Origin of the sequence: Methylohalobius crimeensis 10Ki, assembly GCF_000421465.1 — a bacterium.
GTDB classification, from domain to species: Bacteria; Pseudomonadota; Gammaproteobacteria; order Methylococcales; family Methylothermaceae; genus Methylohalobius; species Methylohalobius crimeensis.
The window spans coordinates 1,362,655-1,389,091 of sequence record NZ_ATXB01000001.1; the positions used below are offsets into that span (position 1 = coordinate 1,362,655).

A 26,437-nucleotide genomic window follows, 5' to 3' on the forward strand; every position below is an offset into this window, starting at 1 on the left:
TATGAACATCCACGAATACCAGGCTAAGACCTGGTTTGATGAATACGGCATCCCGATTCCCGCCGGCCGGGTTGCCCGAACCCGGGACGCAGCCCGGGCGGCGGCAGCGGCCCTGGGCGGGGGGCCTTGGCTGGTGAAAGCGCAGGTTCACGCCGGCGGGCGGGGCAAGGCGGGCGGGGTGATCGTGGCCGAGACGCCCGCTGAAGTCAGGGATGCGGCGGGAAAGCTTTTGGGCACGCACTTGGCGACCCCGCAAACCGGACCCGGTGGATTGCCGATCGATGCCGTGCTGGTGGAGGCGGCGACCGACGTGGCGCGCGAATTGTATTTGAGCTGGGTGATCGACCGGGGGCGAGGGCGGATTTCGGTGATGGCTTCGGCTGCCGGCGGGATGGACATCGAGCAGGTTGCCGCCGAGCAACCGGAACAAATCCTGCGTTTCCACATTCACCCGGCGGCAGGTCCGATGCCCTACCAAGGCCGGGAAATGGCCTTCGGATTGGGACTGGCGGGAAAGCAGGTAGGTGTTTTTGTGGCCCTTTTGAACGGCCTCTATCGGCTGTTTTTGGACAAGGACGCCAGCCAGATCGAAATCAACCCGCTGGCGATAACCGCCGAGGGCGCGTTGATGGCGCTGGATGCCAAGATCAATTTCGACGACAACGCGCTCCATGCGCATCCCGATATCCAGGCCATGCACGATCCGACGCAGGAGGATGCGAAAGAACGGCGGGCACGGGAGCACGGACTCAGTTATGTCACGTTGGATGGAAACATCGGCTGCATGGTCAATGGCGCCGGGCTTGCCATGGCGACCCTGGATCTGATCAAACAGTGCGGCGGCGAGCCGGCCAATTTTCTCGACGTGGGCGGCGGAACCTCGGCCGAGCGGGTGACGGAAGCGTTCAAGATCATTTTATCGGATTCCCAGGTGAGAGCGATTCTGGTCAATATTTTCGGCGGCATCGTCCGCTGCGATCTGATCGCCGAGGGCATCATCGCCGCGGTGCGCGAAGTGCACGTGGGCGTGCCGGTGGTGGTGCGCCTGGAGGGCACTGAAGCCGAAGCGGGTCGCAAGCTGTTGGAGCAGTCGGGGCTGGCGATCATTCCCGCGTCGGATCTGTTGGAGGCGGCGCATAAGGCGGTGGCGGCAGCGGAGGAAGAGGCATGAGCGTATTGGTCGATGGCAATACCAAGGTGATTTGTCAGGGATTCACCGGCAAGCAGGCGACTTTCCACTCCCGACAGGCCTTGGAATACGGGACTCGTCTGGTGGGCGGCGTGACCCCCGGGCGGGGCGGCCAGACCCATTTGGGACTACCGGTGTTCGATACGGTACGCGAGGCGGTGCGCGCCACCGATGCGGAGGCGAGCGTTATCTACGTTCCGCCGGCGTTTGCCGCCGATGCGATCCTGGAGGCGGCCGATTGCGGGCTGCGCCTGGTGGTGTGCATCACCGAGGGGATTCCCACCTTACACATGCTGCGCGTCCGGGAAGCGCTCAGCGAATATGAGTGTGTGCTGATCGGTCCCAACTGTCCGGGGATCATCGCGCCCGATGCATGCAAGATTGGCATCATGCCCGGCTTCATCCACCGCCGCGGCGGCGTGGGCATCGTGTCGCGATCGGGGACATTGACCTACGAGGCGGTCTGGCAGACCACCCGCGAGGGCTTGGGACAGAGCACCTGCATCGGAATCGGGGGGGATCCGCTCCACGGCATGAATTTCATCGATGCGTTGGCGCTCTTCGAGGAAGATTCGGAAACTCGCAGCATTATCCTGGTGGGGGAAATCGGCGGGGAAGAGGAAGAAGAGGCGGCGGAATTCATCCGCACGCGGGTCTCCAAGCCGGTCGTGGCGTACATCGCCGGCCGGAGTGCGCCGCCGGGGCGGCGAATGGGACATGCCGGAGCGATCGTCAGCGGCGGCCGCGGCACCGCCGAGGCCAAGGTGACGGCCCTGCGCCGGGCCGGCGTGGAGGTGGTGGATTTGCCCACTGAAATGGGCGCGCGGATGAAGGATTGTCTGACGTGAAAGGAATTCGATTGCGCTTGGCTTTGGCCCAGCTCAACTATTGCGTGGGCGACATCGAAGGCAATGTGACCAAGATCATCGCCGCCGCCCAAAGGGCCCGCGACGAGCTGGAGGCGGATGCGGTCGTTTTCAGCGAATTGGCCGTCTCCGGTTATCCCCCCGAGGATTTGCTTTTGCGGCCCGATTTTCTGCGCGTCTGCCGGACGGGGTTGGACCGGATTCGGCAGGCGGCTTCGGGTATCGAGATCATCGTCGGGTTTCCCGAGAGCCACAACGGCCGTTTGTATAATAGCGCGGCAGTGCTCGGCGACGGCCAGCTACGTTTCGTCTATCGCAAGCACGAACTGCCCAATTACGGGGTGTTCGACGAGAAACGCTATTTTCAAGCCGGCGATGCCGCAGGACTGTTCCTGCTCAAAGGCGTTCCCGTGGGCTTGTCCATCTGCGAGGATATTTGGCATGCCGGCCCGGTGGAACTGACCTGCTTGGCGGGCGCGCATCTGATGCTCAATCTCAACGCCTCGCCGTTTCATATTCGCAAGATTTACGAGCGCGAGGCCTCGGTGCACGCCCGAATCGCCGACACCCGCATGCCGGTGGTGTACGTCAATCAGGTGGGCGGTCAGGATGAATTGGTCTTCGACGGGGGTTCCTTTGTTATGAACGACACCGGGCAGGTGGTGCGCCGCTTGCCGGAATTCCAGGAGGCGCTGGAAATCGCCGAGTTCGAATGGGACGGTGAGCGGGCAAGTCCGCGGCCCGGCCCGGTCGCGCCAGTGGCCGAGGAGATCCCCAGCATCCATAAAGCCATCGTGCTGGCAATCGGCGACTATACTCGCAAGAATCGCTTCGAGGGGGCGGTATTGGGTTTGTCCGGGGGCATCGATTCTTCCGTGGCCTTGGCACTCGCAGTCGAGGCCCTGGGCGCCGACAACGTGGAGGCGGTGATGATGCCGTCGCGTTTTACATCCGAGATCAGCCTCTCCGATGCCAAGGCTTTGGCGGCCAACCTGGGCGTAGGTTACCGGGTGATCCCCATCGAATCGGCTTTCGGCGCGTTCCTCGGTTTGCTTTCGGACGAGTTCGCCGGGATGGCCTGGGACGTGACCGAAGAAAATATTCAGGCTCGTTGCCGCGGCGTCACCCTGATGGCCATTTCCAACAAGTCAGGAAAGCTGGTTCTGTCCACCGGCAACAAGAGTGAGATGAGCGTCGGTTATGCCACCTTGTACGGCGATATGGCCGGCGGGTTTGCGCCGATCAAGGATGTGACCAAATTAAAGGTATATCGTCTTGCCGAGCATATCAACGCGATTCGTCCGGTCATCCCCGACCGAATCTTAACCCGCCCGCCGTCGGCGGAATTGGCCGCCGATCAGAAAGACGAGGACAGCTTGCCGGCCTATGCCGTGCTCGATCCCATTCTGGCCATGTACGTGGAGCAGGATCGATCGATCGAGGAGATCATCGCCGCCGGATACGAGGTGGCCACGGTGCGGCGGGTGGTCAACTTGGTGGACCGTAACGAGTACAAGCGCCGTCAGGCCCCGCCGGGGGTACGGATTACCCCGCGGGCTTTCGGCCGCGATCGCCGCTATCCGATCACCAACGGCTTCTGTCCGGTGACCTCTTTCAATAAATAGGGTAGGTCGCAACGCCTCCCCTCTTTTTTGCCACGCGTCGGGCCGCGGCGGCGCATCGCTGCCTCAACGCCCGTCCGGCGTGGTTTGGCGCAATTTGATCTGTTGCTGGTTGAGATAGCGCTGAATCAGCGCAGCATCAACGGGCTTCAGGTTGTGGAAAGTACAGCAGAGTCGACGTTTTTCCCCTGATTGCCCGCGACTTCCGGCAATCGAGCATACTTCCAGATCGAAGTTCGCCTGACCGAGCTCCGGCAATTCCAGGCGACTATCGGGGTAGATCGCTCCACTCTCGAGCGCGTCTTCTCCCCGGTCATCCATTAAGCCGATACCTCCGATGCCTAGATCGACGACGCTCAAGGAAATCTCGCTGTCATCCTTCAGCTTCACGATACAACTCAAGGGGGAAGTTTTGGGCAGGGTGAGGCGATAGAAGTGACGCCGTTCCGGGTAATAGACGGTCTCCGGCAGGTCGGCTCGGAAAGCCGGTTGGCCCTCCAGACGGGCTTGACTGATGCCGTGCAGGGTAAACTTGACCTCGATCCGGTCCAGCTTGCTGATGCAGAACAGTTTTTCGCTGGCCAGGACGCGTTGGTTGACGCGGGAGTCGGGACCGTAATCCAGCACGAGCAGTTTGCGTTTTGGATCCACTAAAAGCACCGCGGTGACCAGCATGGTCTTGCCGCCGTCCAGATGAGCGGTGACGATGGCGCGTTGCTGCATCAGGAATCGCAAAATTCGTACAATATCGGTAGGGGATTTAAGCAAAAATCGCCGGCTGTCCGTGGCGCCAGCAAGTTTATGCTTGGACATGGGCGGGACCTGTTTTTCTTAGTATGATTCTAAACTTTCCATAATAGCACCACTGGAAATTCACTCAAGACCTGGGCGGCTTCTAGAGTACCGTTCGTCGAGGTCAATTCCTCGCCGGTCAAAACGTTCAGCCATCTCCCGGGCGTTAGATTCAAGACGGTATTTCCCCAAACCGGTTCCCCATGAGGAAAGACGGTTTCGCCTTGCAACAAGGTGTAGGTCAGGCGGGGCGCCACCGCCACCACCGTCTGGTCTTGCCAGGTCCGGGCGAAGGCGATGAGATGGTCGACCTTCGAACCTTCCAGGTCGATCGGCCGATAGTCGCCCCGGGCGAACAGGTCGGGCCATTCCCGGCGTACGGCGAGGGTTTGGCGGAGCAGATGGAACTTGGCGGCGCCGCTTTCCAGGTCGATAAGCAGTTCGCGGCAGAGCGTGAGTCGGTCCGTTTCGGTTGCTTTCTCGTCCAGTCGCTTCAAAGTTTCGACGCGCAACGGATAGTCCACCGGCCGGCGATTGTCCGGGTCCACCAGGCTGTCCGTCCAAAATTCGGTGCCTTGATAGATGTCCGGAACGCCCGGGCAGGTGAGCTTGAGCAAGGTTTGGGTCAGACCGTTGAGTCGGCCGAAGTGGGCGATCCTTCGGGCGAATGGCGCGAACTCTTGGAGAAAGTGGGAGTTGGCCTTGGGCGGTAGGATATCTTCCACGAAGCGCGCCAGCTTTTCTTCGTAATCCGGGTCGGGATTGATCCAACTGCTGACTTCCTTGGCTTCGCGCACGGCCTTGATCATGTAGTTGCGAATGCGGTCGACGTAGACGGCAAAGTCGGCTTCTTCCTCCAAGGGCCAGGTACCTATCAGGGTCTGGTAGAGCAGATATTCGTCGCCGCGGGTGGGAGCGGGGGTGCCGTCGAGCTTGCCCAGGCGGCTGCGGTTGCTTCGATGCCAGCGGCTGACCACGCGGCGCCATTCGGCGGGTATTTCGGACAAGACGTGGATCCGCATGCGCACGTCTTCCGAGCGTTTGTTGTCATGGGTGCTGGTGGCGAGCATCGCCAGGGAGGTGGCGCGCGACCGTTCCTGGTTCACGTGATGAAATGCGGCGACGCTCACCCCGAAGCGGCGCGGTTCTCCTCCCACCTCGTTCAACGACACCAGTCGATGGTAGCGATAGAAGGCCGTGTCTTCCATGCCCTTGGCCGTGACCGGACTGGTGAATTGCTGGTAGCGCATGGCGAATTCCAGCACCGCCTGGCGATAGTCCTCGGTTTTTCCTTCGCCGGCGGTGGTCAACAGCACGTCGCGGAGAAAATCGAACACGCTCACGTCGGCGGTGCGGGCATGTTTCTTGGCCACATTGCAGGCCCACTCGATGTGCTGGCGGTCTTCGTCCTGTTGTTCTCCTTCCCCGATATAGGTGCGGTAAACCGGGAAGCAGGCGGCCACTTCCATCAGGGCGCCGCGCAGGGCGATCAGGGTGTAGTCCTGGGTGTGACGATCGGCCTCGGCGATGCGCGCCAATCGATTGGCGAGCATATTGAGCTCCGAGCCAAGCGCGCTCTTCATGATGGTGCGCTTGGCTTGATACAAGGTTTCGTCGAAGCGGTCCCGACGCTGGGAGACGCTTCGCCAGATGCGTTCCATCGCATCGGCCGCATTGCCGTCGACAAACAGCCCGCCCATCAAATTGGCGAAATCGTAGCCGGTGGTTCCGCAGATTTGCCACTCCGGAGGGAGTCGTTCGTGGGGGGCGAGGATTTTTTCCACCAGGAGGTAAGGGGGGGCCGTCGCGGTGGGTTGGGCTTCCCGGTACAGGCGGCGAAGGCGGGCGAGATAGGCATTGGGAGCGTATAGCCCGTCGATGTGATCGATGCGCAGGGCGGCGAGTCGTCCCCGAGCCATTAAATCCTCGATCAATCGATGGGTGGCCCGGAATACCTCCTCTCGTTCCATGCGCAAAGCGGCCAAGTCGTTGATGTCGAAGAAACGTCGATAATTGATTTCGTCCGCCGCCACCCGCCAATGGGCGAGCCGATAGGGTTGGGCGCCCAGCAAGCGATCCATGAGTTCCAAGCTGCTCGCCTCGGCGGGAATGGCGTTGAAAAGCGCCACGTTTTCCCACAAAAAGAACAGGATGTCCGGATTGCGGGCGGCCAGTTCGCTCAGGTGGCGTTTGTGAATTTCCTTGTCCCGGTTGCGTTCGGCGCGTCGTTGCGATTCGCCCTCGCGGGAGCTGGGCAGGTGGGAAAAAGCGGTGGTCAGGCTTTGGTATTCGAGAAAGTCCGGATGTTCCTCTCCCAGGCGGGCACCGAGCAGTTCCATGCGATGGGCGAGGATCTGGGGATATGCTCGGGGGTCCACCGGAAAACAGTGTTCCCAGTACCAGACGGAGAATTGGCCTGCTTCCTCGTCGAAATCGAGTTTGAGTTCCCCGCGTTCGAGCACCGCCCCGTAGTGATCTCCCAACACCGGCACCAGCACTCTACCCTTCAGTTCGGCTTTCACCGGGTCCCAGTCGATATCGAAGAAATCCGCGTAATCCGAGGCTTGGCCGTTTTCCAAGACGTCCAGCCACCATTGGTTGTCCGACCCCATCACGCCCATGTGGTTGGGGACGATGTCCAGGAGTATCCCCATTCCATGTTGTTCCAAGACGTCCAGGAGGGACTCGAAGTCTTCGGGGGAGCCGAGTTCCGGGTTGAGGGCGGTGTGGTCGATGATGTCGTAGCCGTGTTCGCTGCCGGGACGGGCGCGGAGGATGGGCGAGCAGTAGATGTGGGAAATCCCCAGGTCCGCCAGATAGGGTACCAGTTCCCGGGCCTGGCTGAAGGTGAAGGCGCCGGAAAGTTGCAAGCGATAGGTGGCGCGAGGCGCGCTGAGGGGACTGCAGGCGGGCAATTCGGCCGGCACCCGGGGAGTCACGGAAGTCCCGCGTTCGGCCACCATCGCTTCGGCGAATCCGCGTAGCCGGGTATCCGTTCCCCATTCCTCTAGATTCAGCGGCAGTTTGTGGCGCCAATTGGGATAATTGTCCGTCGTGCCGGGAAGGTGGTCTTGCTCCAGTTCGCCCAGCATGTCGCCGGCTTGGACCAACATCGCGCGAGCAGGGCTTCGAGCCAGGTATTGATGGATGGCGAGGGTCAGCGGCGGGGTGAGTTCCGGCACGGTCACCGGATGGACAGTCATCCCTTCGGGTAACAGGTTTTCTTGTTCCAAGGCGAGAAGGAGGCGCGCCCGGTCCTCGGCTCGCTGGACGATCGCCGCCTGCCGCCGGGCGTCGGAAGGCAATAAACCGAGCCGGCTGAGAACATCCAGGTCGACTCCTTGCCAGAATCCGGCCAGGGTGGGGTGATCGCGGTCGGTCACCGCCATCAGGGTATCGGGGGCGAGCTCTCCCGGCGACTTGAAACGGCGGTCTTCCGGATGTCTTTCGCGATAGAACAAGCGCTGCGACAGAACGCCCGATTCGCGCATGGATTGGCGGGTCTCGCGGGTGCAGCCTCGGTCGTCGCCGACCACCAGGCATTGCAGGCGTTGGCTTTCCAATGCCAGGATGCCCATCAGTTCCCGGAACGGGTAGCTCACGTATGCGCCCCGATCGGAAGGCGAATTGGCAGGTATCCAGTAACGCTGCATCAGCCCCATGAGGGAACCGATGTGCACTCCGCCGGCTTCACGCATATTGGCGCGCAGCATCCGGATGAAGGGTTGGTAGGCCGATTCGCGCAATCGATGGGGGATGAGGGGAGCCGGATTTTCCGTGGACGGGAGCGTATCCCGGCCGGTTTCGCGATCTTCATCCGGCTCAGCGCCTAGCTGGGCTTCGAGCGCGTACAGGTCGCGCCGGCTCCAGGTTTCACCCCCCTCTCGGTCGACTCCCGGTGCCAGTTCGGGACAAAGCCCCACCCCCAAGCCCAATTCGTAGGAGCGTCGACCGACCGCGTGGAGCTGGCAGTCGGCGAGCCAGTAGAGGTAACGATAACAATCCACCCGTGCTTGGTTGTCCTCGGCCCAGTTCTCCACCTCGTCCCCGCGCGGATTGTGAAAGGCCGAGGGCCATGCGGGCCAGCCCCAAGCCTCTTTTTCTCCTTTTCGTTCGGACGAACCGGCAAAGTGGGTTTGAAGGGCGTCGAACAAGGCTTGATAACGAAGGGCTTCCCCTTGTTCGGCGACCCATTCGCGGAATGCGCGGGCGCGGGGGGTATCGACGGCAAGATGTTGGTCGCGAAAGTGGCGATACAGTTTTTTCAAGAGGGGGAACTTCGTTTCCCAGACTTCCCCATGGTCGATCAGCGGAGCGGCCCTGAGCGCCCGCAGACGGGCTTGAAATTCGGTCGCGGTGACCGTATCGCGGATCTCGCCGCATTCGGAAAATTCAGGGACCGCCTCCAGATCCAGGTAGAGCAGGTGGAAGAAGCAGCGGCTGCTGGGTTGAAAGGGATTGCAGTGCCCGGAATCGGGGCGAGACAGGGAATGGAGCGGATTCAGGCCCACCAAGCCGGCGCCGGCTTCGGCGGCCCATTCCACCAGCGTTTTCAGATCGGTGAAGTCGCCCACCCCCCAATTGCGCGCCGACCGTACGCCGTACAGGGGCACGCCGATGCCCCAGACACGATTTTCTCCTGTCACCGCCGGCGGAAGGTAACAGGTCGGCGGGCACACGATGAGCGTCATCCGGCTTTCGGGACAGCCGTCCAGCTCGAGGCCGAAACGGTGATAGCCGGTGGTGTCACACGGCGGCAATTCCAAATCCAAGGCCAGATGCGCCTCGTCGCCCAGTCGGCGGCGTTCCCGCACCATCGAAGCATCGAGCCGAATCTCGCCTTCCCGGACATCGCCGTTTTCCAGGGCAAGATACCATCGGCCGCCGGCATTCAGCGCCCGATCCGGGATGCGCAGGGTCGCGCGCCAGGGAGATTCCACCGTGATCACTTGAACGGGCGGGAGCGGGCGGCTCCATTCCTTTTGTGCCCAGGCTTCGAGACTCGCTTCGGCCGTGGCGTCGTCCTCGCAGGCGATGCCCATGGCGGCAAGGAGCGCCCGTTTGGTTTCCGGGGAGGCGGTGTGGCGTTTGCCATCCTTATCCCGGTAGGCGGCTTGGATACCGGCCAGTTCGGTCAATCGGTCGAGTGGATCGGTCATGCGAGATACCACGCAACAGACCAGGGCGGAAGTTCACCCCCCCTTTCGACCCTCCCCCCACTGGTGGGGGGAGGGTTAGGGAGGGGGGCAATGCCCTTGGGTTGAGTTCCGATGAGGCTTCCCGAAGGAATCTCCAATTCTCTCAAAGGTTGCCCGCTGAAGTTGGCGAGCAGGGTCAGGAGGCTGCCGTCGCCCATACGCCAGGCGGCTTGGAGTCCCCGCCTTTCCCATACGCGATAGTCTAGCCCTCGGGCTCCCGCGAGCCGGGGGATGATCTCCCGACGGCGAAGCGCCAGGAGTTGACGGTAAAAATCGAGCCACTGTTCGGCTTCGGGGTTTTCCAGAGATCCCCAATCGAGCCGGCTGGCGGCGAAGGTTTCGAAGACGCAGGGATCGGGGATGGTCTCGCGTACCGCGGGATCGGAGAAACGCTCGAAATGGGCGAATTCCCGCCGCCTGCCGTCGCGCACGGCGTTGTGCAGATCCTCGCCGAAGTCGCAAAAAAACAGGAAAGGGGTGTCCGCGCCGAATTCCTCCCCCATGAACAAAAGAGGAACCGAGGGAGAGAGCAGCATGACCGCCAGAGCGGCGCGGAAAGCCGCCGGGTCGCTCAGTTGCGTGAGGCGTTCGCCGAAGGCGCGATTGCCCACCTGATCGTGATTTTGCAGAAAGGCGACGAAGGCCGCCGCGGGCAAGTGTCCGCTGGGGGTTCCGCGCGCTTCGCCCTTGCGAAAGGGAGAAGGCTCTCCTTGCCAGGCATAGCCTTGGGTGAGGCAACGGCCCAGATAGTGGAGGGCGTGTTTGCGGGGCGAGTCTTGCTTCGACGGATCGCTAGAAAGAAAGGCCGGTTCGCTGCTGTAATCGGCGTAATAACCGTCGGATTCCGCCGTCAACAAAACGTGACAGGCGTGATGAAAGTCGTCGTTCCATTGGGCGGCGTACCACTTGGGGTCGCTATTGCTTCGGGCCAGAAAGCGGGCCTGATTGGCGTCGTTTTCCAGCACCAGATGAATCCGGCGCTCTCGCCCCGGCCCGCTTTGAACCGCCTCGGCCAATGCTTCCAAGATATGCTTCTCCGAATCGTCCAAAATGGCGTGGACGGCGTCCAAACGCAGGCCGTCGAAACGGAATTCCTCCAGCCAGTAGAGCGCGTTGTGAATGAAAAAATCGCGCACCGTCCGCGATCCCTCGTCGTCGAAATTGATCGCCGCGCCCCACGGGGTATGGTGACGTTCGGTGAAAAATTGGGGCGCGTAGAGATGCAGGTAATTGCCCTCGGGGCCGAAATGGTTGTAAACCACATCCAGAAAGACCATCAAACCTTTGCCGTGGGCGGCGTCGATCAAGGCTTTCAAATCTTCCGGACGGCCGTAGGCGGCGGCCGGAGCGAAAGGCAGCACGCCGTCGTAGCCCCAATTGCGGCTGCCCGGAAATGCCGCCACCGGCATCAGTTCCAGTGCGGTGATCCCCAGCCCTTGAAGATGATCCAGCCGATCGATGACGGCGCGAAAGGTGCCTTCGGGGGTGAAAGTGCCGACGTGGAGTTCGTACAGCACCGTTTCCTCCCAGGGCCGCCCGCGCCAATCGGCGTGTTGCCAGATGTAGGCGAAAGGATCGACGACTTCGGAGGGACCGTGGACGTCCCCCGGGTTGAAGCGGGAGGCGGGGTCGGGCACTGGGTGGCCGGCGTCGGGTCGGAATCGGTAGCGGCTGCCCGGGCCGGCCTCGGACACGGTCAGTTCGTACCAGCCGTCGTCCAATCGGTCCATGGGCAGGCGGCGTTCAACCCCCGGCTCCTCCCCCACTTGGGGAGAGTAAGTTTGTAAACCGTCTCCAAGCGCCAGTTCCACCTGCTCGGCGTCCGGTGCCCAGAGGCGGAAGCGGACGCCTTTTCCCGGAATCCATTGGGCCCCGAAGGGCATGGTATGTTTCGATTTCATTGGTGAGCCTTGAACCAGGAAAAAATATTTTTCTCGGGATAGGGTTTCCGGGGACGCATCAACAGTGCCAAGGACCGGCCTTGCAGGGGATAGTTGTCGCCGGCCTTGAAGCGATCTTCGGCGGCGAGACCATTGTTAACGCTGGTATCCAACAGACGGGTCCAATGGCTTTCGCGGCCGAAGACGGGCAGCTGGAAGGAAAGGGAATCGGAGTCCGCGTTGAAAAGCAGGACCAGATCGTCGTCGACCTCCGGCCTGCCCCGTTCGTCCACTTCGTTCATCTCGGCGCCGGACAGGAAAACTCCCAGGCAATGGGCGGCGTGCTGGCTCCATTCCTCCTCGTTCATCTCGTGCCCGTCCGGGTTGAGCCAAACGATATCCTTGACGTCCTTGCCGTGAATCGGATGTCCCTGGAAAAACCTGCGGCGGCGGAAAAGAGGGTGCTCTCGGCGCAGTCGGATCACCTGCCGGACGAATTCCAGAAACGCCTGATCCTCGGTGTCCAATTCCCAGTTCAACCAGGAAATTTCGTTGTCTTGGCAGTAGGCGTTGTTGTTGCCCCCTTGGCTATGGGAAAGTTCGTCCCCGTGGCGCAGCATGGGCACCCCTTGGGAGAAGAGCAGGGTGGCCATCAGATTGCGTTTTTGCTGGGCGCGCAGGGCGCGGATTTCGGGGTCGTCGGTGGGCCCTTCCACGCCGCAGTTCCAACTCAGGTTGTGATCCGTGCCGTCGCGGTTTTCCTCGCCGTTGGCTTTGTTGTGCTTGTGGTTGTAACTGACCAGATCCTGCAGGGTGAAACCGTCGTGGCAGGTGACGAAGTTGATCGAGGCGTAAGGCCGGCGTCCGCTGGTCTCGTAGAGATCGCTGGAGCCGGTGAGGCGATAGGCGAGATCGCCGATCAGGCCGCCTTCCCCCTTCCAGAAAGCGCGTACCGAATCTCGGTATTTGCCGTTCCACTCGGTCCAGCCGACGGGAAAATTGCCCACCTGATAGCCGCCTTCGCCCAGATCCCAGGGCTCGGCGATGAGCTTCACCTGGGAAATCACCGGGTCCTGATGGATGATGTCGAAGAACGCTCCGAGCTTGTCCACTTCGTGCAGCTCGCGGGCCAGCGCCGAGGCCAGATCGAAGCGGAAGCCGTCCACGTGCATCTCCAGCACCCAGTAGCGCAAAGAATCCATGATCAGCTGCAGCACCCGCGGGTGCATCATGTTGAGCGTATTGCCGCAGCCGGTGTAGTCCGTGTAGAAGCGCGGGTTGTCCGGTTTCAAGCGATAGTAGGCGGTGTTGTCGATGCCACGGAAACAGAGGGTGGGGCCCAAATGATTGCCTTCCGCGGTGTGGTTGTAGACCACGTCCAGAATGACTTCGATACCGTGCTGGTGGAAGGTTTTTACCATGGTTTTGAAGTCGCCGATGGTGCCGTTGGTGGCGTAACGGAAATCCGGGGCGAAATAACCGATGGAGTTGTAGCCCCAGTAATTGGTCAATTTTTTTTCCATCAGGTGAGGTTCGTCCACGAAGGTGTGCACTGGCATCAGCTCCACCGCCGTGATGCCCAGTTGCTTGAGGTGACGGATCACCGGCTCGCTGGCCAGGCCCGCGTAAGTGCCCCGGAGCCGCGGGGGGGTCTGGGGATGGCGTTGAGTCATGCCCTTGACGTGGAGTTCATAGATGACCGTCTCGTGCCAGGGAACGTCGGGTCGACGATCGTCATCCCAGGAGAAACCGGAGTCGATCACCTGGCATTTGGGCATCAGGTCGGCGTTGTCCCGTTCGTCGAAGGACAGGTCTTCGCGGCGGTGACTGACGCGGTAGCCGTAATGGGCTTCCGAGCATTTCATTTTTCCGACGATCGCCTTGGCATAGGGGTCCAGCAGCAGCTTGTGGGGATTGAAGCGAAATCCTTCCTCGGGTCGGTAGGGGCCTTTCACCCGGTAACCGTAAAGCAGCCCCGGGCGGGCCTGGGGAAGGTAGCAGTGAAAGACCTGATCGGTGTGTTCTTTCAAGGCGACGCATTGAAGTGCTTGTTGATTCTCCGGATGAAACAGACACAGCGAGACTTCCTCGGCGTGCTCTGAAAACAGAGCGAAATTGACCCCCTTTCCGTTCCAGGTGGCGCCCAGGGGATAGGGATGGCCGGGCCAAACGGTGAATTCCGAAGTTGCCATCAAGAATCCTCCTCGTAGGAAGTGCGTGCCAGCGTATGGGGCTGCGCTTCGGGCAGTACCACGATGCCGGAGTCGCTGACATGATAGTGGCTGCGGTCCGCTTGGGCGTCGTAGCCGATTCGGGTGCCCGCCTCGATAATGTTGTAACGATCCACGATGGCGCGCTTGAGTTTGGCTCCGCGACGGATAATCGCACCGTCCATGACGATGCAGCCGTCCAACTCCACCTCCGGCTCCAGCACCACCTCCCGGCGGAGCACGGAATTCTTCACCGTGGCGCCGTTCACCAGGCAGCCGGCGCGGATGATGCTGTTGTCGATCCGGGCGTTTTGGAATTTGGCCACCGGACCTTGATAATTGGAGGAGGTGATGGGCCACTGGGCGTTGAAGGTGTCGAATTTCGGCTCCAAGCCGAGTACGTCCATGGTCGCTTCGTAATAGGCGTCCAAGGTGCCCACGTCCCGCCAATAACCCTGTTCCTCGTAATCGCGCACGCCCGGCACCCGGTTTTGGCCGAAATCGTAGGCGTATACCTGGCCGTCTTCGACCAGGCGGGGCAAAACATTCTTGCCGAAATCGTGCTTGTCTCGGGCTTGGGCTTCGGTCAAGGCTTGTTCCAGGACATCGGCGTTGAACAGGTAGTTGCCCATGGAAGCATAGGCTCGGGTGGGGTCGGTGGCCATGGGCGGCGGGTTTTCGGGTTTTTCCAGAAAACCGCGGATGCGGCAATCCGCGTCCGCGTCGATGATCCCGAAGCTTCTGGCCTGGGGCAAGGGCACCGGTAGGGCGGCCACGGTGCAGGCGGCCTGGCGGGAGAGATGAAAATCCACCATTTGCCGAATATCCATGCGGTAGATGTGATCGGCACCGAATACCAGCACTAAATCGGGGGACTGCTGACGAATCAGGTTGAGATTTTGATACACCGCATCGGCGGTTCCCTGAAACCATTGTTGGCCCCGTCGCATTTGGGGCGGTACCACGGTGATGAAACTGCCCGGCAGGATGGGAGGCAATACCCACGCTTTGCGCACGTGCTCGATCAGCGATTGGGATTTGTACTGCACCAATAGGTAAATGGCGTGAATGCCCGAGTTGACCAGGTTGGACAGCACGAAATCGACAATTCGATAGCGCGCCCCGAAGGGGACCGAGGGTTTGGAGCGTTCGGCGGTGAGCGGATGCAGACGGCTGCCCTCTCCGCCGGCCATCACGAAGGCAAGGATTGTTTTTTTAGACATCTTATTGTTCTCCCATCATTTCGGTCAAGCCTCGCAGGGGAAGAATGACCCACTGCGGACGATTGGCCAGTTCATAACGAACCTCGTACAAGGCCTTTTCCAAACTGAAAAGACGGATCAGCAAGCTGGCCTGCCAGGATTCTTTGGGATAGCTGGGGCAGCCTTCCACCGCCGCATGGTAGCCTTCCAAAAAAGCGCTTTTTACCTCCCGTTGCCAGGTCTTGAGTATTTGCTCCACCGCCAGGCTGGCGGCGGGAGATTCGCAACGGCTGGCGTCGGCCGCCTTGGCGGCGGCGTAGTCGAAGGACCGCAGCATGCCCGCCACGTCCCGCAAGGGGCTGCCTTTGCGGCGGCGTTCGTCCAGGGAGCGGTTGGGTTCGCCCTCGAAATCGATGATCACGAAATCGTTGCCGCAGACCAGTACCTGGCCCAGATGATAATCGCCGTGGTAGCGGGTCTTGACCAGGTCCAAGTCCCCCGGATGCAAGGTCGACGGCATCGCCTCGAGCGCTTCCCGACGGGTCAGGATTTGCTCGGCGAGCGCTTGAGTTTCCTCGGTCAATCGATCCATCGCCCCCTGGAGTTGCGCTAGGGTTCGATCCACGTCGTGTCGCACCTGCGCCACCCAGTTATCGATTTCTCCCGGAGCCAGGTTTTCCTGCATGAAGTTCGGATCGTCGGTGGCTGAGGCTAACGATTGATGGAGCTCGCCGGTGCGTTGGCCCAGCAACTGAATCTGATTGCGGAAGGCGAGATGCGGTGATTCTTCTTTCAGGCCGGCTTGCTCTCCGTTGATGACCGCTTGCCAATTTTCCAGAAAGCGGCACAGATAATCGAGGGTGGAGTCCCAGGCGCTGCCCTGATTGTCCAGATAGCCGTGGAGCAGGGCGAGCAGCCAGGCTTCGCCGCTTTCCGATATCCATTCCATCGCGCCCAACACCGGAGCGATTTGGCGGAAATCGGTATGTTCGGTGAGGAATCGCCCCATTTCCCATTCCGGATTGACGCCGGGTCGGCTCTTGCGATAGAGCTTGAGCATGAGCTGATTCTCCCCCAGGATCAAAGAAGTATTGCTTTGTTCCAGCGGCGGATGATAGACCGGCCAGTCGATCGGTTTTGGAATCCAATCCGCATAGGCGCGGGTGGCCATGAAATTGAGCCGACCGCGGGTCAGAGGGGTTGCCCGGTTTTCCGCCATGGCGCGGACCACCGCGTGGGAAAAGGCGTTGTCGGATTGGGCTTCCAGCAGCAGGCCCGGTTGGGCCCTGCGTCGCACCCGGCTGATCACCCGGGTGAGGTGTTCGGTGGGCAAGTCTTCGGGATCGCCCCAGCGCAGGGTGAGCGGTAGGAAATAGTCCTCCTGCCGGCCCTCGCCGAAAGTAATCCGAACCACGTCCAGGAACCATTGGCCTTGCGAGGTTTGCCAGGTTCCCAAGGGGGTTAGGCGGATAGCCGCTATTTGCTCACCCTTGCCCGCGAACCAGCGTTGATTGGTCAGATAGCGGGGCAGAATCTCTTCCTCCAGCCGCTGACGTACGAAGGGAACGATCAACTCCTGATGTTCGGTTTTTTCCGGACTGGTGGGATAGAAGAAGCTGCGCCGGTCGGATAAAACCAAAATGGGCACCGATTCCAAGGGCGGGAAGTCGGCGTGCCAAATGGGGGCAGGCGCCTCGGCGGACAACTCGAACCAGTAAAAGCCGAAACGGGGCAAGGTCAACAGGTAGGGCCATTCGCCGATGGTGGGAAACGAAGTGCGGCTGGAAAGCTCCAGCGGCACCCGGCCCTTGTAGGCGGCCAGATCCAATTCCACCGGCTGGGGCGAGTGGGATAGATTGGCGACGCAGAGAATGACCTGTTCCCGATAGATGCGCAGATAGGCGAAGATTTTACGGTTGCCGGGTTTCAAGACCTCGAGTTTGCCGCGTCCGAACGCCGGATAGCTGCGTCTGACGCCGATGAGGCGGCGCGTCCAATTGAGCAGACTGGAGGGGTTGCGCGCCTGGGCTTCCACGTTCAGCGCCTCGTAGCCATAGACCGGGTCCATCACGGGGGGAAGATAAAGTTTCTGGGGGTCGGCCCGGGAGAAACCGGCGTTGCGGTCGGGGCTCCACTGCATGGGGGTGCGCACGGCGTTGCGGTCGCCCAGGTAAATGTTGTCGCCCATGCCGATTTCGTCACCGTAATAGACGATGGGGGTTCCGGGCATGGTCATCAGCAGGCTGTTGAGAAGCTTGATCTTGCCGTGATCGTTTTCCAACAGCGGGGCCAGCCGCCGGCGAATGCCCACGTTCACCCGCATGCGCGGGTCGGAGGCATAAACCTTGTACATGTAATCGCGTTCCCGGTCGGTGACCATTTCCAGGGTCAGTTCGTCGTGGTTGCGCAGAAACAGGGCCCATTGGCAATTGTCGGGAATGTCGGGGGTCTGGGCCAGGATGTCGGTCATGGGAAAGCGGTCCTCCTGAGCCACCGCCATGTACATACGCGGCATGAGGGGGAAGTGATACGCCATGTGGCACTCGTCGCCGTCGCCGAAGTAGGCGCGCACGTCCTCCGGCCACTGGTTGGCCTCGGCCAGGAACATCCGCCCTTGGTAGTGGTCGTCCACCACCGCCCGCATTTGCTTGATGACCTGGTGGGTCTCGGGCAGGTTTTCGCAATCGGTGCCGTCGCGTTCGATCAGGTAGGGGATGGCGTCCAGGCGCATCCCGTCCACTCCCATGTCGAGCCAGAAGCGCATGGCGCGGATCACCGCCTTGACCACCTGGGGATTTTCGAAGTTGAGATCGGGTTGATGGGAAAAGAAGCGGTGCCAGTAATAGGCCTGCGCCACCTCGTCCCAGGCCCAATTGGAGTCTTCGTAGTCGGTGAAGATGATCCGCGCGTCCCGGTACTTGTGTTGGGTATCGCTCCAAACGTAGAAATTCCGCTTGGCGGAACCCTTGTGGGCCCGCCGGGCGGCTTGAAACCAGGGGTGCTGATCGGAGGTATGGTTGATCACTAATTCGGTGATGAGCCGCATTTCGCGTTTGTGCAACTCGCGGATCAGATGACGCACGTCCTGCCGTGTACCGTAGCCGGGGAAGACGTTGCGGTAGTCGGAGATGTCGTAGCCGTCGTCCCGCAAGGGTGAAGGGTAGAAGGGCAGCAGCCAGATGGTGTTGACCCCCAATTCCTCCAGGTAATCGAGCTTTTCGATCAGCCCCTTGAAGTCGCCGATCCCGTCTTTGTCACTGTCGTAGAACGCCTTGATGTGCAATTGATAGATGATGGCGTCCTTGTACCAGAGGGGGTCATCGAGAAAGCCCATGCGTCAAGCACCTGTCATTGGTTTCCGGGGTGATATTACCTGCCATCCGGCCCGTTCTTCCAGGCGGGCGATCAGCTCCGGGCGGTGAATATCGTGTCTGGCGCGCAGGGCCAATGCCAGGACGGCTTCAAGATTGAGCGCGCGTCCTTCGAGCCGATCTTGGGCGTAGCGGCGGGAAAAATCCGGAGGCACCCGGAGAGTCCAGTTGTCCGAGTTCGCGACCCCCGGCGCGTTGTAGGTTTCCTCGATCCCCAGTAGATCGGGGAAGAATACCATTATATTGGAGGCCGGAGAAAGAAATAGATCCGCCGCCTTGGCATGGGCCAGACGGCGCCCGTCCGAAGCGAGTTGTTGCGGGTCGTCGAGCTTCAAACGCCACGCCAGGTAATCCGCCTGCCGGCGGCCTGCCTCGCTGTTTTCCCAACTGCGCGCCAGGCGCCAGATGGAAGGGGTATCGTGGTTGCCCACCATCAGCCAGTCCTGGGGCTGGGCGTTCTCGCTCCGATATACGTCGTCCGGTTTGACGAGATCGGCTTTCTGGGTTACCCGGAAGCGTCCCAGGCCGTGGCGTTGCCGTACCCGGGCGAGAGGCAGCGGCTCGGTGGACAGCACCTCGAAGAGGATGTCCGCCTTTTGCCGGCCGTGTTCGCGGACCTGATCCATGAGGGTGTCCATTACCAAGGCGTATTGAGCTTCCTGTTCAGGTGTCAGGCCCCGAACCCAATCGTCGGCGTAGCGCGGCCGTTCCCGGTGGAGTTGGTCCGGCCGCACAATGGCGTAGCGGGCGAGCCCGGGATGATCCGGAAGGTCGGGCGAGGAGAACAGCCGGGCGCCGTGTTGGACGGCGTAGTAGGGATCGTCCTCGTCGGCCCGGTAAACCCACGGACAAACCAGACCGTGGGGATGATCCAGGCGCAGACCGTCGAACTCGGCGAGCATCTTGCCCATCCGCTCGGCGACGAACCTCAATACCGGCCCCGGCGCACCCGTTTCATCCAGATATTGGCCGGGATCCAATACCTGGTAGCCCCAGGGTTGCCCCTCGAGATTGGTCCGGCTGGGCGGCGCGCCGAGAAAGTAGTCCCGCATCAGCAAGCTCCGCCGGCTCCACACGTCCCCCAGGGAAAACCCCACCTGAACGTCGCCGTAGCACTTGAGTCCCATGGCTTGCATCCGCGCGCGGAAGGCTCGATGTTGCCGGAGCAGGAGAGTTTGGACGAGGGCGTAACGTTCCAAGGTTTCCGCGTATGTCTTCTCCAGGGCGCGGCGGCGGGCGGCACAGGCCGCCTTCTTTTCCGGCGGTGGTGCGCACAGCATCCGATCCAGGGCGGCTTGGCCTTGATTCGGCCATTGACGCCACGGCAATCGGCCGTGTTCCAGATTCAAGGCTTCGTACAAAGCATCGTTCCGAAGCCAGTCCTCGGAATGCCACAATGCTTTCAGTTCCCGGTCCAGCGCCAGGACGTCGGGATCTTGATGTTCACGGTCGGCGCGAAAATTGGCGTGGATTTCGGCGAGCGCTTGGCTATAGGCGTCGTAGGCGTATGCATGGGCCGCGCGCCTTCCGCCGGGGCGAGGATTGTCCGCTACGATCGTTTCCCAGGTCCTTCGGCTGAGCAGGCCGTCGGCGACCAGGGACACGAGGTCGAGCGAGAGAAAATTGCGGGAAAAGATCGTGCCGTCGTAGGGTGACGGATTGGACGCAGAGGTTTGTCCTTGAGGACCCAATTGCAAGCCGGTAAATCCGAGACTGCGAGCGAAGCGGGCGAAATGCTCTCCGCCCTTCCCATAGGGCGTGCCGCGCCCGGTGTCTTGTCTTTCCAGGCCGGGGAAACTGGCATCGTGGACCGCAAGTATAAAACGTTCCTTGCCCAGCAGCCTCAGTGCCTCGGTAATCGTGGGATCGGGTCGGACCCGCATATCGTCGTCCTCCACGGACAGAAGGTGAAATCCATCTTAGTATGGAGGAAGGGAAAAGCTCAAGCTGGAGTCGACGGTCGGTGGGCTACATCATCAAACAAGCCGGTGTAGAAGCGTGGAGGACATCTCAATGAGGACGGTAACATTCAGCGTTTCCTCGCTGGAGGAGACAAAAAAGCAAACAGAAGCGGCTTTTCAGGACAATCGACAAGGCGAATTCATTTCCTTTTTGGGTGGTTGAAAGGAAAGAAATAATTGTAGGCTGAGAAGTCAGTGACGATAGGGATCGAAATCCACCCAGCAAAAGCCAGGCAGGTGCTGGTATAGGAACCACCAAAATCCGCCGATGCCCGCCAGCACCCCCACGTGCATCAGTTCGTGAGGGCCGACCACTCCCGGTATCAATACCGGCCAGCGAGTGAAATCGGCGATTCCGCCGAGCGTATAGGCGAGTCCGCCCCATACCAGCGGACGGATAAGGGTATAGCCGTAATGATAGGCCAGGGCGATGGCCGACCCCAATCCCATCCAGCCCAATCCCAGATAGAAAAGCAGCCCCGCTATTTCGGGAATGGTGGTAAAAAACATAACCTTCACCACGATGCCGCAGATGGCCAGTGTCCAGATCAGAGCCAGGAACGCCCAGTGTCCCCAGCCACTGCGGAAAAACAAGGCTTGGATGGGGGTAAAACTGCCGGCAATGTGGGCGAAGATGGCGGCGTGATCGAGACGCTGCATGACCTGATGGGCGGTGCCTTCCGTGGCGAGGAGATGATAGCTTCCGCTTATCGACAACAGCACCACGGCGGTGAAAGAAAAGACCGCCGTGGTCCACCGGCATAGCCGACTCCCACGGCATCGGCGCCATAAGGGGACCGCCAGCACTGCGAAGATCCCCGCACCGAGCAGATGGGTCAATGAGCTGACCGGCTGGGTGAAACCGGGTATCGGCTGGATGGTCATGGGCGGTCTTCCAGTTTTTAGAGGCGGTTTACAATTTGCTTTCCCAGAGTGGGGGAGGGGCCGAGGGATTGCCTGAAGGGCGTTCGCGACCGGGATGGCCGCGATTCGAGCCCCCAGGGACGGGGTTCAAGGCGTCCCTGAAGGCAATCCCTCGGCCCCTCCTTGGGCGTCAAGGGTTGTTGGTAAACAGCCTATTAGAACGGAATATCGTCGTCGAAATCGTCCAGGGTTTCGGGTTTGGAGGAAGGGGCCTGTCCGGATGACCCCGAGGACGGGGCGTTGTTCGGGTAGTTCGAAGACGAATCGAAATTGCCGCTGTTGTTGCCGCCGCGGCCTCCGCCCAGCATCTGCATTTCGCGGGCGACGATCTCGGTGGTGTAGCGATCCTGACCGTCCTGGCCCTGCCATTTGCGGGTGCGCAGGGAGCCTTCTATATAGACCTGACTGCCCTTGCGCAGATATTCGCCGGCGATTTCGGCCAGTTTGCCGAACATGGCGACTCGATGCCATTCGGTGCGCTCTTGGGTTTGGCCGGTCTCCCGGTCCTTCCAGCTTTCGCTGGTGGCGATGCGCAGATTGGTGACCGCGCTGCCGCTGGGCATGTAACGGACTTCCGGGTCGACGCCCAGGTTGCCGACCAGAATGACTTTGTTGACGCCTCTCGATGCCATGATTTCAACTCTCCACGGGTTGGGGTTCAGGGGATTTTTCTTCGGAACGCTTCGAGTTTTGACCGAAGCCGTCCGAATCCATTTCGGAGTTGCCGGAACGGGTGAAGCGGTCGATGAGCGCTTCCAGCCGTTCCTCGTCCAAGCGTTGTTTGTCGATTTTCAGATAGGCCACGCTTTCTTCCGGGACCACCACCGCTTCCACCACGCCGGGTAGTTTGCGCAGTGCGTGGGCCAAAGGCGGCGCTTCCCGAGGATCGGGCAGGGCGATATTCAGCAATAGACTGCTGACTTGGCGCGGCGTTTTCATCCAGAGGGCGATGCACAGCCAGAGGCCGGCCAGGCCGGCATCGAACCAGAAGACCGCTTCCAGGCCATAGCGGCCATGCAGCCAGCCTCCGGCCGCGCCGCCCAGAAAGGCGCCGAGGAACTGACTGCTGGAGTAGACGCCCATGGCGGTGCCTTTCAAATCCACCGGCGCGATTTTCGAGATCAGCGACGGCAGCAGCGCTTCCAGCAGGTTGAAGCCGGTGAAGAAAACCAGCAGGCAGCCGGCGATCCCGTAGAGGTCGGTGTGGAAACGGGCCAGGCCCGCCTCGCTCAGGGCGATCAAGGCGACGGCCAGGAGGAATGTGGATTTCATTCGGCGTTTCTTTTCCGCCACGATCACCAGCGGCACCATGAACAGGAGGGAGGCGGCCATCACCGGAAGGTATAGATAACTTTGCTGAAAAGTGGGGATTTGAGTGAATTCGCGCAGCGCCACCGGAAGGACGACGAAGGTGGCGGTGAGCATGCAGTGCAGGGCGAGAATGCCGAAATCCAGGCGGAGAAGGTCCGGGTTGATCAGGACACTGCCGAAGCGACCCGGCTGGACTTCCGCCTCCCGGTGAAAACGCATGGAGACCGGCTTGGGGACCACGAAGAACAAACCCAGCAGACCGAGCAGGGCGAGGACGGCGGTGGTCCAGAACAAGCCGGACAGTCCCAGCCAGTGACCCACCGCCGGTCCGGCCACCATGGAAACGGCGAAGGCCAGACCGATGCTCATGCCGATCGCCGCCATGGCCTTGGTGCGGTGCTGCTCGCGGGTCAGATCGGCGGCCAGGGCCATGACCGCCGCGGCGATGGCGCCGCTGCCTTGCAGGGCGCGGCCGGCGATCACTTGGTAGATCGAATCGGCTTCCGCCGCCAGCACGCTGCCGCCGGCGAACAGCAACAGCCCCGTGGCGATCACGGTCTTGCGGCCGATCCGGTCGGACAACAGGCCGAAAGGAATCTGCAGCAGGGCTTGGGTGAAACCATAGGCGCCGATGGCCAGTCCTACCAATTGCGGCGTGGCGCCCTCGAGGTCGCCCGCGAGGACGGAGAATACCGGCAGGATCATGAACAATCCCAGCATCCGGAGCGCGAAGATCAGCGCGAGACCCGCGGCGGCGCGTTTTTCCGTCCCCGTCATCGGGTCGGAAATCGCGACTCCGTAGCCTTTCTCGCCCCGTTTCCCGATGCCGGCGGAAGACGGGGCGGCAGCAGCGTTTGAGCCCCTGGTCGGTCGCAACGTTTTCCCCTTTGCCTTGAGTTCATTAAGCGTTCTATAGTAACAAGTTATTTGGCTACTCGACACCTTCTATGGATACCATCCAAATCCAGGGTGCCCGCACCCATAATCTGAAAAATATCAGCCTGGAATTGCCCCGCGACAAGCTGATCGTGATCACCGGGCTGTCCGGCTCCGGCAAGTCGTCCCTGGCCTTCGACACCTTGTATGCCGAAGGCCAACGGCGCTATGTGGAGTCGCTTTCGGCGTATGCGCGCCAGTTTCTGTCGATGATGGAAAAGCCCGACGTGGACCACATCGAGGGATTGTCGCCGGCGATTTCCATCGAGCAGAAATCCACCTCCCACAACCCGCGCTCCACGGTGGGCACGGTGACTGAAATTCACGATTACTTGCGCCTTCTGTTCGCCCGCGCCGGGACTCCCCGATGCCCCGAGCATCGGCTTCCCCTGGAAGCCCAGACCGTCAGCCAGATGGTGGATACGATTCTGAATCTGGATGCCGGCAGCCGCTGGATGCTGCTGGCGCCGGTGGTGCGGGAGCGCAAGGGAGAATACGTCCAGCTTTTGAACGAACTCAGAGGGCAGGGCTTCATCCGCGCCCGCATCGACGGGGAAGTGTACGAGTTGGACGATCCGCCCACGCTCGATCTGCGCAAGAAGCACACCATCGAGGTGGTGGTGGACCGGTTTCGGATTCGCGAGGATCTGGGAGCGCGATTGGCCGAATCCTTGGAAACCGCCCTCAATATGACCGGCGGATCGGTCATGGTGGCCAATTTGGACGATCCCGAACAAGCGTTCACTTTTTCCAATCAATACGCCTGTCCCGAATGCGGCTACGCCTTGGAGGAGCTGGAACCGCGAATCTTCTCCTTCAATAATCCCAAGGGGGCGTGCCCCACTTGCGACGGGCTCGGGGTCAGGCAGTATTTCGACCCCCAGCGGGTGGTGCAAAACCCCAAGCTGAGCCTGGCGGGCGGCGCGGTACGCGGTTGGGACCGGCGCAACGCCTATTATTACGCCCTGGTCCGATCGCTTGCCGATCACTACGGTTTCGACCCGGAAACGCCGTTTGCCCGATTGCCCGAGTCGATCCGCAAAATCATTCTTTACGGCAGCGGTTCGGAAGTGATCGCGTTTCGATATTTCGGCGGTCGGGGTGTGCGTCGGCATCCGTTCGAAGGCGTTTTACCGATCATGGAGCGGCGCTACCGGGAGACCGACTCCAACGTGGTGCGGGAGGAGTTGGCCAAGTATCTGTCCACCAAGCCTTGTCCGGAATGCCAAGGCACCCGCCTCAACCGGGCCGCCCGCAACGTGTTCGTGGCCGAGTCTTCTCTGCCCGAGTTGACCGGATTGTCGATCCGGGCGTGCCTGGACTTCTTCGCGCGCTTGGATTTGCCCGGTCGGCGCGGCCAAGTGGCGGAAAGGATCGTCAAGGAAATTCGTGCCCGTCTCCAGTTCCTGGTTAACGTGGGCCTCGACTATCTCAGCCTCGACCGCAGCGCCGACACCCTTTCCGGGGGCGAAGCCCAGCGCATCCGTCTGGCCAGTCAGATCGGCGCCGGTCTGGTGGGGGTGATGTATGTGCTGGACGAACCTTCCATCGGCCTTCACCAGCGTGACAATCAACGCCTGCTGGATACCCTGCTGCGTCTCAGGGATTTGGGCAACACGGTGATCGTGGTGGAACACGACGAGGATGCCATTCTGACCGCCGACCATGTGCTGGATATCGGTCCCGGCGCGGGGGTCCACGGCGGCGAGGTGGTGGCCCAGGGAGCGCCGGCGAAGATCGTCGCCGACCCCGCTTCCCTGACCGGACTTTATTTGGCGGGCAAGGAAAGGATCGAGGTGCCGGCCGAACCGACGCCTCCCGATCCGGAACGGCAGTTGGTGGTGCGCGGCGCCCGAGGGAACAATCTGCAAGCCGTCGACGCGGCTTTCCCCGTCGGCCTTTTTACCTGCGTCACCGGCGTTTCCGGTTCCGGCAAGTCCACCTTGGTGAACGATACCCTGCACCGGTTCGCCGCGCGGATGCTGAACGGCGCCGCCACCAACGCCGCGCCTTGCGACGATGTGGAAGGACTGGAGCATTTGGACAAGGTGGTGGACATCGACCAGAGCCCCATCGGCCGCACGCCCCGATCCAATCCGGCCACCTATACCGGGCTCTTCACCCCGATCCGGGAATTGTTCGCCGCCACCCCCGAGTCGCGCGCGCGCGGTTACACCCCCGGCCGCTTCAGCTTCAATGTCAAGGGGGGGCGCTGCGAGGCGTGCAAGGGCGACGGAGTGATCAAGGTGGAAATGCATTTTCTGCCCGATATCTACGTCCATTGCGACGTCTGCAAGGGCAAGCGCTACAATCGCGAGACGCTGGAGATCCATTACAAGGGCAAGAACATCCACGAAGTGCTGGAGATGACCGTGGAGGAAGCCTTGGCCTTTTACGACGCGGTGCCGGTGATCGCCCGCAAGCTCCGGACCTTGATGGATGTGGGCTTGTCCTATCTCACCCTGGGCCAGAACGCCGTCACCCTGTCCGGCGGGGAGGCCCAGCGGGTCAAATTGGCGCGCGAATTGTCCAAGCGCGATACCGGCCGCACCTTGTATATTCTGGACGAGCCCACCACAGGGCTGCATTTTCACGATATCCGCCAGCTTTTGACCGTGCTGCACCGCCTGCGCGACCACGGCAACACGGTCATCGTCATCGAGCACAACCTGGATGTGATCAAGACCTGCGATTGGATCGTGGATTTGGGGCCGGAAGGCGGTTCCGGCGGCGGTCGGATCGTCGCCGAGGGTACGCCGGCGCAGGTGGTTGCATGCTCCGAATCGCATACGGGGCGGTATTTGCGACCCAAGCTGAAAAGTCCCTCCCTGCCCGAAAGGAAAAGACTGGCCGGAAGCGGGGGTGTTTAGGTCCTGTTGGCATTTACAGCAGAAGCCGGGGAGCGCGTTCCGGGACCGTTCGCAGCAGGGATGCTGCGATTCGAGCGTACAAGGAGGTATTTACAGCGTGTCCCG

The 26,437-nt window shown here is 61.2% G+C and carries 14 protein-coding genes; 4 read left to right on the top strand and 10 right to left on the bottom strand.

All coding sequences use genetic code 11. The annotated features are described in order from the left end of the window. Position 1: 1 nt before the first annotated feature. Genes sucC through H035_RS0106865 form a run of 3 tightly spaced genes read left to right on the top strand, consistent with a single transcriptional unit; the run spans position 2 to position 3,680 of the window. Positions 2–1,171, top strand: coding sequence for an ADP-forming succinate--CoA ligase subunit beta (gene sucC, locus H035_RS0106855; RefSeq protein WP_022948246.1), 1,170 nt, complete (start codon positions 2–4; stop codon positions 1,169–1,171). Then, complete coding sequence (gene sucD / locus H035_RS0106860; RefSeq protein WP_022948247.1) at positions 1,168–2,037, top strand: succinate--CoA ligase subunit alpha; 870 nt, start codon at positions 1,168–1,170, stop codon at positions 2,035–2,037. Before sucC ends, sucD begins: the two co-directional genes overlap by 4 nt. 5 nt (positions 2,038–2,042) lie before the next feature. Continuing rightward, entirely contained in the window at positions 2,043–3,680 is a 1,638-nt protein-coding gene (locus H035_RS0106865) for an NAD+ synthase (protein WP_026596359.1), read from the top strand. 63 nt (positions 3,681–3,743) lie between these two features. On the opposite strand, the gene H035_RS0106870 is transcribed toward H035_RS0106865, so the two are convergent. The 10 genes from H035_RS0106870 to H035_RS18610 form a co-directional block, all read right to left on the bottom strand. After that, a complete protein-coding gene (locus H035_RS0106870; protein WP_026596360.1) occupies positions 3,744–4,490 on the bottom strand; it encodes a flagellar brake protein in 747 nt (248 codons plus the stop codon). Positions 4,491–4,519: 29 nt separating this feature from the next. Then, on the bottom strand, positions 4,520–9,628 hold the full coding sequence (treY, locus tag H035_RS0106875; RefSeq protein ID WP_022948250.1) for a malto-oligosyltrehalose synthase: 5,109 nt from the start codon (positions 9,626–9,628) through the stop codon (positions 4,520–4,522). Further along, a complete protein-coding gene (gene treZ, locus H035_RS0106880) occupies positions 9,625–11,568 on the bottom strand; it encodes a malto-oligosyltrehalose trehalohydrolase (RefSeq protein ID WP_022948251.1) in 1,944 nt (647 codons plus the stop codon). Before treZ ends, treY begins: the two co-directional genes overlap by 4 nt. Further along, the gene (gene glgX, locus H035_RS0106885; RefSeq protein ID WP_022948252.1) at positions 11,565–13,739 is read right to left on the bottom strand and encodes a glycogen debranching protein GlgX; all 2,175 of its coding nucleotides are present in this window, start codon (positions 13,737–13,739) and stop codon (positions 11,565–11,567) included. The genes treZ and glgX overlap by 4 nt, the downstream gene beginning before the upstream one ends. Next, positions 13,739–14,980 carry a glucose-1-phosphate adenylyltransferase gene (gene glgC, locus H035_RS18595; RefSeq protein WP_022948253.1) on the bottom strand — a complete coding sequence of 414 codons (1,242 nt, stop codon included), beginning with the start codon at positions 14,978–14,980 and terminating at the stop codon, positions 13,739–13,741. Before glgC ends, glgX begins: the two co-directional genes overlap by 1 nt. Before the next feature lies 1 nt (position 14,981). Continuing rightward, the gene (gene treS / locus H035_RS0106895) at positions 14,982–18,293 is read right to left on the bottom strand and encodes a maltose alpha-D-glucosyltransferase (RefSeq protein ID WP_022948254.1); all 3,312 of its coding nucleotides are present in this window, start codon (positions 18,291–18,293) and stop codon (positions 14,982–14,984) included. A 3-nt stretch (positions 18,294–18,296) separates the two neighbouring features. Further along, on the bottom strand, positions 18,297–20,213 hold the full coding sequence (locus H035_RS18600; protein ID WP_022948255.1) for a 4-alpha-glucanotransferase: 1,917 nt from the start codon (positions 20,211–20,213) through the stop codon (positions 18,297–18,299). Between the two features lie 270 nt (positions 20,214–20,483). Further along, positions 20,484–21,176, bottom strand: coding sequence for a PAQR family membrane homeostasis protein TrhA (trhA, locus tag H035_RS18605; protein ID WP_022948256.1), 693 nt, complete (start codon positions 21,174–21,176; stop codon positions 20,484–20,486). A gap of 194 nt (positions 21,177–21,370) precedes the next feature. Next, positions 21,371–21,847, bottom strand: a complete 477-nt coding sequence (gene ssb / locus H035_RS0106915) for a single-stranded DNA-binding protein (protein ID WP_022948257.1) — start codon at positions 21,845–21,847, stop codon at positions 21,371–21,373. A gap of 4 nt (positions 21,848–21,851) precedes the next feature. Beyond that, a complete protein-coding gene (locus tag H035_RS18610; protein WP_321162845.1) occupies positions 21,852–23,402 on the bottom strand; it encodes an MFS transporter in 1,551 nt (516 codons plus the stop codon). Between the two features lie 71 nt (positions 23,403–23,473). Between H035_RS18610 and uvrA the strand changes: the two genes are divergently transcribed. After that, entirely contained in the window at positions 23,474–26,332 is a 2,859-nt protein-coding gene (gene uvrA / locus H035_RS0106925; RefSeq protein WP_022948259.1) for an excinuclease ABC subunit UvrA, read from the top strand. Positions 26,333–26,437 lie beyond the last annotated feature (105 nt).

What these genes read in the sequence shown, in the direction of transcription:
- treS (WP_022948254.1), bottom strand. Translation starts at nt 18,293, where the DNA reads ATGGGCTTTCTCGATGACCCCCTCTGGTACAAGGACGCCATCATCTAT.
- H035_RS18600 (WP_022948255.1), bottom strand. Translation starts at nt 20,213, where the DNA reads ATGCGGGTCCGACCCGATCCCACGATTACCGAGGCACTGAGGCTGCTG.
- trhA (WP_022948256.1), bottom strand. Translation starts at nt 21,176, where the DNA reads ATGACCATCCAGCCGATACCCGGTTTCACCCAGCCGGTCAGCTCATTG.
- sucD (WP_022948247.1), top strand. Translation starts at nt 1,168, where the DNA reads ATGAGCGTATTGGTCGATGGCAATACCAAGGTGATTTGTCAGGGATTC.
- sucC (WP_022948246.1), top strand. Translation starts at nt 2, where the DNA reads ATGAACATCCACGAATACCAGGCTAAGACCTGGTTTGATGAATACGGC.
- glgC (WP_022948253.1), bottom strand. Translation starts at nt 14,980, where the DNA reads ATGTCTAAAAAAACAATCCTTGCCTTCGTGATGGCCGGCGGAGAGGGC.
- treZ (WP_022948251.1), bottom strand. Translation starts at nt 11,568, where the DNA reads ATGAAATCGAAACATACCATGCCCTTCGGGGCCCAATGGATTCCGGGA.
- treY (WP_022948250.1), bottom strand. Translation starts at nt 9,628, where the DNA reads ATGACCGATCCACTCGACCGATTGACCGAACTGGCCGGTATCCAAGCC.
- ssb (WP_022948257.1), bottom strand. Translation starts at nt 21,847, where the DNA reads ATGGCATCGAGAGGCGTCAACAAAGTCATTCTGGTCGGCAACCTGGGC.
- glgX (WP_022948252.1), bottom strand. Translation starts at nt 13,739, where the DNA reads ATGGCAACTTCGGAATTCACCGTTTGGCCCGGCCATCCCTATCCCCTG.
- H035_RS0106870 (WP_026596360.1), bottom strand. Translation starts at nt 4,490, where the DNA reads ATGTCCAAGCATAAACTTGCTGGCGCCACGGACAGCCGGCGATTTTTG.
- uvrA (WP_022948259.1), top strand. Translation starts at nt 23,474, where the DNA reads ATGGATACCATCCAAATCCAGGGTGCCCGCACCCATAATCTGAAAAAT.